Below are 9,405 nucleotides of genomic sequence, written 5' to 3'. Positions count from 1 at the left end.
CGGGAGAACCGTCGTACCCCGACACCAGAATCACGCCCCAGCGGCCCATCGAGGCCCCTCTCGATGATCATTGGCTGCCAGATGAAAGATCCGGGCTAGCTTCGCCGTCGTCACGCACCCTCAGGTGCACTTGGTCGTGTGCGGCGGTGACATCGACCGTGACGCGGGTCGCGTGTACCGCGTGGCGGGTCGCGTTGATCACCGCTTCCGCGGCGATCCGGTGCAGGGCGGTGCCGACCGGTCGGTCGACACCATCGAGGCCGCCGGAAAGGCGGACGTCGACGCGTGGCCCCTCGCCGTCGTGGCAAGCAAGCCGTGCGATGTCAGCGACACCCCCCCGTGGGGCGAAATCTGGTTCCGTCCCATCGCGTAGGACGCCGACGATGGCGCGCATCTCCTCAAGCGTCCGGGACGCCGACTCCTCGATGGTTTCCAAGGTGGCCAGCGCTCGGGCCGGGTTCGTGGCCGACAGGGCGCGCCCGGCCTGCGCTTGGACGGCGATCGCCGAGACGTGGTGGCCGACCGTGTCGTGCAGCTCCCGCGCGAGCTCGTTGCGCTGGCGCAGCTTCACCTGCTCGATTTCGCGCAGGCGGCTGCTGGCGTGGAAACGAATAGCGGCACCCAGGGCGGCGGAGAACAGAAAGAATCCGTAGCCAGCGACCACCTCGGCCGGCGCGGTCGGGTCAGCGACGTGGGTGACGGCGAGCCAGACGAGGATGATCCCGAGGCCTCCCGCGGCCTCGCGGCCTGCGCCCCAGCGCAACAGCGCGTAGGGCAGCACGAGCAGTGCGGCGATGCTCAGCAGCCCCGTTGCGTCGACTGCCAGGATCCTCGCGACATCGAAGGCTATGAGCGTCCCGAAGGCCACGGCGACCGCGGCCAGGGGATGGGTGCGCCGCCACAGCAGACAGGCAGTGACGACGATGCTGACGGTGAGCACGACCGGCCACCACGTCCGGTCCTCGCGCAGCAGCGCTTCCGCGATCGACCACACCACGAGTACCCCGACGAGCGCCCAGTCGCGCCACACCCGCACGGGCGGATGCGGAGGACGAGGCTCTGCCCATAGGGCGCCGAGCACGGTTCCCACCATCGACCACAGCGTAAGGAAGCCGCGCTTCGAACGGATCGGCCGAAAGAACGAACTCTGCCCTATTCATACGGCCAGGGCAGCTGGAGCCCGTCGACGGATGTGTCCGTCGAGGTCCCTCGCCATCGTGACGCCATCACAGATGAATCGGATCCGAGCCCTGTCGTGGCTCGGCCTTCAACGAGGAGCGATCATGCGCAGAAGGCATTACCCCACCGGCCCGCTGGAGGACCGGCAGGTCCCGATGCAGTCCAAGCTCGCCGCCTGGTGGGTGAGCTTCATGTTCCTGTACGTCTACGTCGACATCCTCGGCTTGTACATGCCGGGGGTCGTCGACGACATCCTGGCCGGAATCGTCTGGGAGCTCGAGATCAGCCAGACATGGGCCTTCGGTGCGCTCACGCTGATGGCAATCCCGATCTCGATGGTGGCCCTGTCGATGACGCTGCCCGCCCGCGCGAACCGCAGGGCCAACCTCGTCGTCGCGCCGCTCTACGTCGTCGTCTCGGTCGCGAACGGCATCGGGGAGTCCTGGACGTACTACTTCGCAATCGCGATCGGCCTCGAGGTGCTGGTCCTCACCATGATCGTCCGCTGTGCGTGGACGTGGCCGCGGACGGCGCGCCACACGGCCGTGCCCTACGAGAGCGATCGGATGCAGAGCGCATGACGACCGGCGGCTGGACGGCGAGCGAGGTCATCATCGGGAGGTGGTGGAGCCAGCCTTGCTGCAAGCCGTCGGGGATGAGATCGCGCCCGAACTCGAACGCGTCCCGGTAGCGGCGGCGCATCGCTTCGCCGCCCGCTGGACGGCTGACCGGCAACGAATTATCACGCGGCACCAGGCCATCTCCACGTTCAAGACGCGAACACCCCGGGCTCCTGACCCGTAGGAACACCGAGGTGAGGCTGTGTCCGAGGGGGGACTTGAACCCCCACGCCCGATAAAGGGCACTAGCACCTCAAGCTAGCGCGTCTGCCATTCCGCCACCCGGACAGGTGGGCCGCTCTCGCGAGCGCCGGGAGCCAGCATAACCGAGCCTCGACCGGGGGTCGCACACCCCCGGTGGCACGATCGTCGGCATGTCCGAGACGACTCCCGCGCCCCTGTCCCGAGCCCAGGACGAGGTCGCGGAGCTGCTGTCCGACCTCATCCGCATCGACACGACCAACACCGGCGACACCGCCACCGGCAAGGGCGAGCGGACGGCGGCGGAGTGGGTGGCCGGCAAGCTCGACGAGGTCGGCATCGACAGCGTCATCCACGAGTCGGAGCGGGGGAGGGCCAGCCTGGTCACCCGCATCGAGGGCAGCGACCGCACGAGGCCCGCCCTGCTCGTCCACGGTCACCTGGACGTCGTCCCCGCCGACCCGGCCGAGTGGAGCGTGCACCCCTTCTCCGGCGAGGAGCGTGACGGCTACGTCTGGGGCCGCGGCGCGGTGGACATGAAGGACATGGACGCGATGACCCTGGCGGTCGTCCGCGACTGGGCACGCACCGGCACGAAGCCGCCGCGGGACGTCGTCCTGGCGTTCGTCGCCGACGAGGAGGCCGGCGGGAAGCTCGGTGCCCGCTACCTGGTCGAGGAGCACCCCGACCTGTTCGAGGGCTGCACCGAGGCGATCAGCGAGGTCGGCGGCTTCTCCATCACCGTCCGCGACGACCTGCGCCTCTACCTCGTCCAGACCGCCGAGAAGGGCCTGGCCTGGATGCGGCTGACCGCCGGCGGGAAGCCCGGCCACGGCTCGTTCGTCCACGACGACAACGCCGTCACCCGGCTCTGCGCGGCCGTCGCCCGCCTCGGCTCGGCCCGGCTGCCCACGACGCTCACCCCGCCGATGCGCCAGTTCCTTGCCGCCGTCGAGGACGCCTACGGCATCGAGATCGACCCCGACGAGCCCGAGCAGGCACTGGCCCGGCTCGGCAGCATCAGCCGGATGATCGGCGCGGCCCTGCGCAACACGGTCAACCCGACGATGCTCGCCGCCGGCTACAAGGCCAACGTCATCCCCGGCACCGCCAGCGCCACCGTCGACGGCCGCTTCTTCTACGGGCAGGAGGAGGAGTTCGAGCGCCAGCTCGCGTCGCTCATCGGCGAGGGCGTACAGCGCGAGTGGCTCGTGCACGACCAGGCCGTGGAGACGACGTTCGACGGCCCGCTGGTCGACGCGATGGTGGCCGCGCTCGAGGCCGAGGACGACGGCGCCCGCCCGGTGCCGTTCACCATGAGCGGCGGCACCGACGCCAAGAGCTTCGAGCGCCTGGGCATGCGCTGCTTCGGCTTCTCCCCGCTGCGGCTGCCCCCGGACCTGGACTTCGCCTCGCTGTTCCACGGCATCGACGAGCGGGTGCCGGTGGAGTCGCTGCGCTTCGGCATCCGGGTCCTCGACCGGTTCCTCCGCAGCGCGTGATGTGATGCCGGGGTGACCGACACCACTCCGCGCCCGGGCTCCGTCGCACTGATCACCGGAGGGACCGGCGGCTTCGGCCGCGCCCTCGCCACCAAGCTGCGCGAGCGGGAGGTCACCGTCGTCCTCGCCGACCTCGACGGCGAGCGGGCCCGCGCCACCGCCGCCGACCTGGGCGCGGAGTTCGAGGTCCTCGACGTCACCGACCGTGCGGCCAACGCCGCCCTGGTCGAGCGCATCGAGGCCCGGCACGGCCGGCTCGACGCCGCCTACCTCAACGCCGGCATCTCCGCGGCCAAGTCCGACGACGAGCTCGACCTCGACGAGTTCCTGCACGTGGTGGACGTCGACCTGTTCGGCGTCGTCTACGGCGCGGTGGCCGCCCGCCCGGCGATCCGGCGGGCCGGCGGCGGCGCGATCGTCGTCACGGCCTCCCTGGCCGGGCTCTCGCCGATGGCCACCGACCCCGGCTACAGCGTCGCCAAGGGCGGCGCCATCGCCTTCGTCCGGTCGATGGCGCCGCGCCTGGCCCGCGAGGGGACGACGATCACCGCGATCTGCCCGGGCTTCGCCGACACCGCGATCATCGACCGGATCCGCGACCAGTTCACGCAGGCCCGCTTCCCGGTGCTCTCCGCCGAGGAGGTCGCCGACGCGATGCTCATGGCCTGGACGTCGGGGGAGCCGGGTGCGGCCTACGTCGTCCAGCCCGGCGTGGGCACCGTGCCCTACCGGTTCAAGGGCGTGCCCAGCGCGAAGACCGCCACCGGCGAGACGGCCGTCGTCCCGGAGGCGCTGCGCCCGCCGTCGATGCGGTGAGCGTCAGGCGGGGTCGGTGCGGCAGGCGTACAGGAACGCCGGCGGCACGTTCCACGGCGTGATCTTCTGCTGCACCGACGGGAACCGGCGGCGCAGCTCGCGCAGGATCAGCGGCGAGTACTGGATCACCAGCAGCACGCCGCCGGGCGCCAGCGCGACCGGCAGCAGGTCCAGCACCCGGCGGCGCAGCCCCGCCTCGAACGAGGTGTAGGGCAGCGCGGAGACCAGCACGTCGGCCCGCTTGCCCCCCAGGTGCGCGTCGAGGTTCTCCGCCGAGTCGCAGACCACCTGCAGCCGGGGATCGTCGTAGCGCTCGTCGAGCAGCTTGGCGAGGTCGGGGTCGATCTCCAGCGCCACCAGCCGGGCGCCCGGGGCGAGCCGGGCGAGGATCTCGCCGGTCTGCACCCCGGTGCCCGCGCCGAGCTCGACGACCAGGTCGGCGCGGGAGAGGTCGGCCAGGTCCAGCATGTCCCGCACCGCCCAGCGGGAGGTGGGCAGGATCGCACCGACCTGGCGTGGATTGGCCACGAAGGCGCGCAGGAAGCGGAACCGGTCGGTCAGGGTGTCTCTCATGCCGTCCTCCCCGGCCGCCTGGGGCCGGCAGCCGATCCCATGACCCTGACACGCCGGGGCCGCGCCAGCGACCGCAGGCGCCGGTTCCGCGCCCTCGCGGGCGGGCGTCCCGGAGGTCAGGCGCGGGCGAGCCCGCCGCCGCCGGCCAGGGACTCCACCTCCTCGACGAGGGCGCTGCTGGCGGCGTCGGACCGCAGGCGGGCGCCGAGCGTCTCGGCGGCGCGGCGGTACGCGGGGTCCTCGAGCAGCCGCCGCACCCCGGCCGCGATCCGGGCCGCGGACGCCGTCGGGCGCAGTCCCAGGGCGGCGCCGTGGCGGGCGGCCCGGACGACGTTGTCGCCTTGATCGCGGCCCATCGGCAGGCACAGCGCGGGGACGCCGGCGGCCAGCGCCTTGATCAGCGTGCCGTGCCCCGCGTGGGTGACGACGACGTCGGCACTCGCGAACAGCTGCGCGTGGGGCGCGGCACGGACGACGGCGATGCGGCCGGTGCCGGGCACGTCCGCGGGGTCGGCCGCCGGGCCGGTGGTGACCACGGCGCGCACCGGCAGGCTCGCCAGCGCCGCGACGATGCGGCGCAGCAGGTCGGTCTGCTGCTTCATGTAGGTGCTGGACAGGCCCACGACGACGAGCGGTTCGTCCCCGGCGGGGACCTCGACCGGCTCGGCCCACACCGGGTCGTCGAGCACCGGGCCGACGTAGCGCACGTTGGCCGGGAGCTCGGCCGGGAGGTCGAACGCCGGAGAGGTCAGGACCAGCACCCGGGCGGCGCGGTCCCACTGCGCCCAGGTCTCGCGCAGCGGATCGAGCCCGAGGTCCGCCCGCGCGGCGTTGAGGTCGGGCAACCCGTGGTTCCACAGCGCCGTGGCCAGGGCGTTGAGCGCCCGGTCCCGTCCCCGCCCCAGCGGCCCGCGCGCGGGGGCCAGCCCGGAGCCGAACGGCGGCATGCCGGGAGCCGGCCGCGAGTAGATGTTGGAGGACAGCGCCACACCGGGGACGCCTGCGGACTCGGCGCCCATCAGGGCGCCCAGCAGCGCGCCGTTGGCGACGACCGTGTCGGCGGGCCGGGCGGCGAGCGCGGCGTGGACGTCGGCGGCGAACTCCGCGGCGGGCCCGGTGATCAGCCGGTCGCTGAGCCGGCGGAGCAGCTGCACCGGCGTCCGGCACTCCCAGTCCCGCAGGAGGTCGTCCTCGAGCGCGGGGGACCTCCGGTGCGGGGCGCGGGTCCAGCTGTGGAACTCCGCGCCGGTGTCGGCGACGTCACGCTCGATCGTCGGGTCGCCGAGCACGGTGACGGTGTGGCCGCGGGCCAGCAGCCGGCGGACGACGCCCAGCTCGACCGGGACGGTGCCCCCGCCGTCCCACAGTGCCGCGAGGTGGTGCATGGCGGTGCCTCCTCAGGGGATGGGGGCCGCCAGCGCGGCCCGGAGCAGGGACTGCAGGACGACGGTGGTCTCGGCGCGCGAGTGGCCGAGGTCGCGGCGCAGGAGCTTCCAGGTGCCGACGTCGGTGACCGCGTAGAGGGCCGCCAGCGTCCGCCGGCGCTCCCGCGGGTCGGCGGGCAGCTGCTCGGCGAAGGCCTCCTCCAGCCAGGCGGCGTGGCGCGCGCGGGCGGTCTCCACGCCGCCGGCCAGGGCCGGGATCCGCTCGGCGGCGGCGGCCAGGCGCACGTTGGCGTCCCCGAGCGCCTCGTACTGGCGCACCAGCCCGCGGACGAAACCGGCGACGTCCCCCGGCACGACCGGTCCGCGCAGCGCCTCGATCTCCGGTCCCAGGACGTCGACGAGGGCCAGCAGCAGCCCCTCCTTGGAGCTGAAGTGGTTGAGCAGCGTCTGCTGGGTCACGCCGGCGGCGGCGGCCACCTCGGCCAGCCGCACCTCGTCGTAGGGGAGGCGGACGAAACGCTCACGGGCGACGGCGAGGACGCGCTCGCGGGTCCGCTCGACGGCCTGCGCGCGGGCGCGCATCCGGTAGCTGCGGGTCGCCTCGGTCACAGGGACAGCGTTCGGGCCGGGCGCACCCGGGTCAACGGTTCACTTGACGAGCACTCAAGCGAAGTACGCGTCAGCGGCGCGTCACGGCAGCCCGCAGGGAGCCGGTGACCGGGGGTCCGGCAGGGCAGGGCGGGGCGCCGGCGCCCCGCGGCTCAGATGTGCGGCTTGGGCAGGTAGGACAGCCGGGCCCGGCGGCGCAGGATGACCTTGCGCGTGCCGTCGGCGTGCAGCTGCAGCCGGGCGAGTTCCCAGCCGCCGGTGTCCGCCTGCAGGCTCAGCATGGTCGCCGCTGCGGACCGGGACGTGCCCGGCGGGATCCGCAGCGGCGCGAACTCGTACTCCCCGGCGACCGCCTCCACCCGGCCGATTGTGCCCTCTGGACGCGCGCCGGTCATGTGACCGTCACCTCCGGACTGCCCGGCGGGGGACCGGACGGCAGGATGGGACCGACCCCATCCCCTACGACGACACGGAGGACGACGTGACCGCTCCCGGCAACGACGTACCCGACGCCGACCGCGCCGAGCAGGAGGCCCTGCTCGACCCACCGGCCGTCGCCCTCGCCGGTGACGCCACCCCACCGGGCGAGGGCGTCCCCGAGGCCGACGCCCTCGAGCAGCAGCTGGCCGCCCGCCCGGGCGAGGCCGGCAGCCCGCTGCGTCCGGTCGGCGACCGCGAGGCCGACCCCGCCGACGTCCTGGAGCAGGAGGCCGACGTCCCCGTCGACGACGACGAGGCCCCGCTCTAGACCCGCGGCGCGGGCCCGCCGGCGGTGCGCCGGCGGGCCCTGCGCCGGTCAGCCGGCGAGCGGGACGGCCAGGCGCTGGGTCGCCGTCGATGCCTCGACCGGCACGTCGGTCGGCGCGACCACGGGCACCTCCTGCTGGCACACGGTGCCCGCGGCCGGCAGGGCGCCGTCGACCAGGTAGGCGTCGGTGACCGAGTCGATGCAGGCGGAGTTGCCGCCGTAGGCGGTGTGCCCGTCGCCCTCCATGGTCAGCAGCCGGGCGTTGCCCAGGGCCTCGACCATGGCGACCGACCCCGAGTAGGGCGTCGCCGGGTCGTGGGTGGTCCCGATGACCAGCGGGGTCGCGGAGGTCCCGGGCAGCTCGTAGGGCCCGGTGAAGGCGTCCTCGTCCTGCACCGGCCACAGCCCCCACGGGATCTCGGAGTAGGCGAAGCTGCCCCAGAAGTGCGGGAAGGCGGCCCACTCCGCGGCGCCCCGCTCCAGGTAGGCGTCGACGTCGGTCGGCCACTGCTGCTCGCCGGCCGAGATGGCGAAGAACCGGTCGGTCGACGCGGGGTCGGCGTACACGATGTGGTCGGCCAGCGCCCGGATCGCCGAGGCGTCCCCGTCCTCCGCAGCGGCCAGTGCTGCGGCGAGCAGCCCCCACAGCTGCTTGGCGTAGAGCAGGGTCAAGGTCACCTCGCGGATCTCGTCCGCGGTGACCGGGCGCGGGTCCTCGGGGTAACCCGGGGCCGGGATGGGCGCCGCCTCGGCGGCCGCCAGCAGCCGGTCGTAGGCCAGCAGCGGGTCGGGGCCGCCGAAGCCGGAACAGGCGGGCTGGTCGACGGCGCACGCCTCGGCGAACCGGTCGAGGGCGCGCTCGAAGCCGGCGGCCTGCGCGGTGCTCAGCGACACCGGGTCGGTGAGGTACTGCTCGGGGTCCAGGGCGCCGTCGAGCACCAGGGCCCGGTAGCGGTCGGGGAACAGCGCGGCGTAGGTGGCGCCGAGGAACGTGCCGTAGGAGAACCCGAGGTAGGTCAGCCGCTCGTCGCCGACCGCCGCGCGCAGCAGGTCCATGTCCCGGGCCACGTTGGCGGTCGAGAGGTGCTCGAGGACCTCGCCGTTGTTGGCCAGGCACGCGTCGACGTACTCCTGGGCGCTGGCGACCAGCGCGGCCGGGTCGACGTCGAAGGGGGTGGGCGCGGGCGGCGAGAAGAACCCCTCGGACTGCGGGTCGAGCCCGCAGTCGACCGCCGGGGTGCTCTGTCCGACGCCGCGGGGGTCGAAGCCCACGATGTCGAATCGCTGGTTCAGCGCGGCGAAGACGCCCGGGCCCGCGGCCTGCAGGTAGTCGACCGCCGGACCGCCGGGGCCGCCGAAGTTGAAGAACAGCGACCCGATGCGGTTCGCCGGGTCGGCGGCCGGGACGCGCGCGACGGCGATCTGCACCCGTGTGCCGCCGGGCTCGGCGTGGTCCATCGGCAGGTCCGCGGTCGCGCACTCCACGCCGGCCGCCGTGGCCTCTGCCGTCGTCCCGCAGCCCGCCCAGGTCAGCTCGGGCACCTGCGGGGAGAGCGGTTCGGCGGCCGGTGGGGCAGCCGCCGCGACCGACGTCCGGCCGCGAGGGCCAGGGCGGTGAGGGTGCTGAGGGCGGCGACGCGACGGCAGGCGTTCACTCGCGGCTCCCGGAGGCTGACTCTTATACACATCCCGAGCCAACGAGACCGTACTAGCACTTGTATGACGTCTTCTGCTTGGAAACAAACATAAGCGACAGCAAGTTGTATCGACAT

General features: G+C 73.5%; 10 protein-coding genes and 1 tRNA gene. 4 read left to right on the top strand and 7 right to left on the bottom strand.

Going from position 1 to position 9,405, the window contains the following annotated elements; all coding sequences use genetic code 11:
* Positions 1-67: 67 nt before the first annotated feature.
* A complete protein-coding gene (locus tag CNO22_RS22735; RefSeq protein ID WP_232807267.1) occupies positions 68-1,093 on the bottom strand; it encodes a sensor histidine kinase in 1,026 nt (341 codons plus the stop codon).
* A gap of 190 nt (positions 1,094-1,283) precedes the next feature.
* Between CNO22_RS22735 and CNO22_RS22730 the strand changes: the two genes are divergently transcribed.
* Positions 1,284-1,760, top strand: coding sequence for a DUF6326 family protein (locus CNO22_RS22730; RefSeq protein ID WP_100501546.1), 477 nt, complete (start codon positions 1,284-1,286; stop codon positions 1,758-1,760).
* A gap of 242 nt (positions 1,761-2,002) precedes the next feature.
* On the opposite strand, the gene CNO22_RS22725 is transcribed toward CNO22_RS22730, so the two are convergent.
* Positions 2,003-2,087: transfer RNA gene (locus tag CNO22_RS22725), tRNA-Leu, on the bottom strand.
* An 86-nt stretch (positions 2,088-2,173) separates the two neighbouring features.
* Between CNO22_RS22725 and CNO22_RS22720 the strand changes: the two genes are divergently transcribed.
* Together CNO22_RS22720 and CNO22_RS22715 are read left to right on the top strand one after the other, a co-directional pair.
* Entirely contained in the window at positions 2,174-3,502 is a 1,329-nt protein-coding gene (locus tag CNO22_RS22720) for a M20/M25/M40 family metallo-hydrolase (protein ID WP_100501545.1), read from the top strand.
* A gap of 12 nt (positions 3,503-3,514) precedes the next feature.
* Positions 3,515-4,318 (top strand): SDR family oxidoreductase, encoded by an 804-nt coding sequence (locus CNO22_RS22715; protein WP_100501544.1) that lies wholly within the window; start codon positions 3,515-3,517, stop codon positions 4,316-4,318.
* A gap of 3 nt (positions 4,319-4,321) precedes the next feature.
* Here CNO22_RS22715 and CNO22_RS22710 read toward each other — a convergent pair whose 3' ends face one another.
* The 4 genes from CNO22_RS22710 to CNO22_RS22695 all read right to left on the bottom strand — a co-directional run bounded on the left by CNO22_RS22710 (position 4,322) and on the right by CNO22_RS22695 (position 7,280).
* The gene (locus CNO22_RS22710; RefSeq protein ID WP_100501543.1) at positions 4,322-4,891 is read right to left on the bottom strand and encodes a class I SAM-dependent methyltransferase; all 570 of its coding nucleotides are present in this window, start codon (positions 4,889-4,891) and stop codon (positions 4,322-4,324) included.
* A 116-nt stretch (positions 4,892-5,007) separates the two neighbouring features.
* Complete coding sequence (locus tag CNO22_RS22705; protein ID WP_100501541.1) at positions 5,008-6,276, bottom strand: nucleotide disphospho-sugar-binding domain-containing protein; 1,269 nt, start codon at positions 6,274-6,276, stop codon at positions 5,008-5,010.
* Positions 6,277-6,288: 12 nt separating this feature from the next.
* Positions 6,289-6,885 carry a TetR/AcrR family transcriptional regulator gene (locus tag CNO22_RS22700; protein WP_198588537.1) on the bottom strand — a complete coding sequence of 199 codons (597 nt, stop codon included), beginning with the start codon at positions 6,883-6,885 and terminating at the stop codon, positions 6,289-6,291.
* 152 nt (positions 6,886-7,037) lie between these two features.
* Positions 7,038-7,280 carry a DUF5703 family protein gene (locus tag CNO22_RS22695; protein ID WP_100501539.1) on the bottom strand — a complete coding sequence of 81 codons (243 nt, stop codon included), beginning with the start codon at positions 7,278-7,280 and terminating at the stop codon, positions 7,038-7,040.
* An 86-nt stretch (positions 7,281-7,366) separates the two neighbouring features.
* On the opposite strand from CNO22_RS22695, the gene CNO22_RS22690 reads away from it, so the two are divergent.
* Positions 7,367-7,633, top strand: coding sequence for a hypothetical protein (locus tag CNO22_RS22690; protein ID WP_100501537.1), 267 nt, complete (start codon positions 7,367-7,369; stop codon positions 7,631-7,633).
* Between the two features lie 48 nt (positions 7,634-7,681).
* Here CNO22_RS22690 and CNO22_RS22685 read toward each other — a convergent pair whose 3' ends face one another.
* Complete coding sequence (locus CNO22_RS22685) at positions 7,682-9,175, bottom strand: alpha/beta hydrolase (protein WP_100501535.1); 1,494 nt, start codon at positions 9,173-9,175, stop codon at positions 7,682-7,684.
* Positions 9,176-9,405 lie beyond the last annotated feature (230 nt).

It is taken from the genome of Geodermatophilus chilensis, from assembly GCF_002802985.1.
Taxonomy (GTDB): domain Bacteria; phylum Actinomycetota; class Actinomycetes; order Mycobacteriales; family Geodermatophilaceae; genus Geodermatophilus; species Geodermatophilus chilensis.
This window is presented reverse-complemented; position numbering and strand designations above follow the sequence as displayed.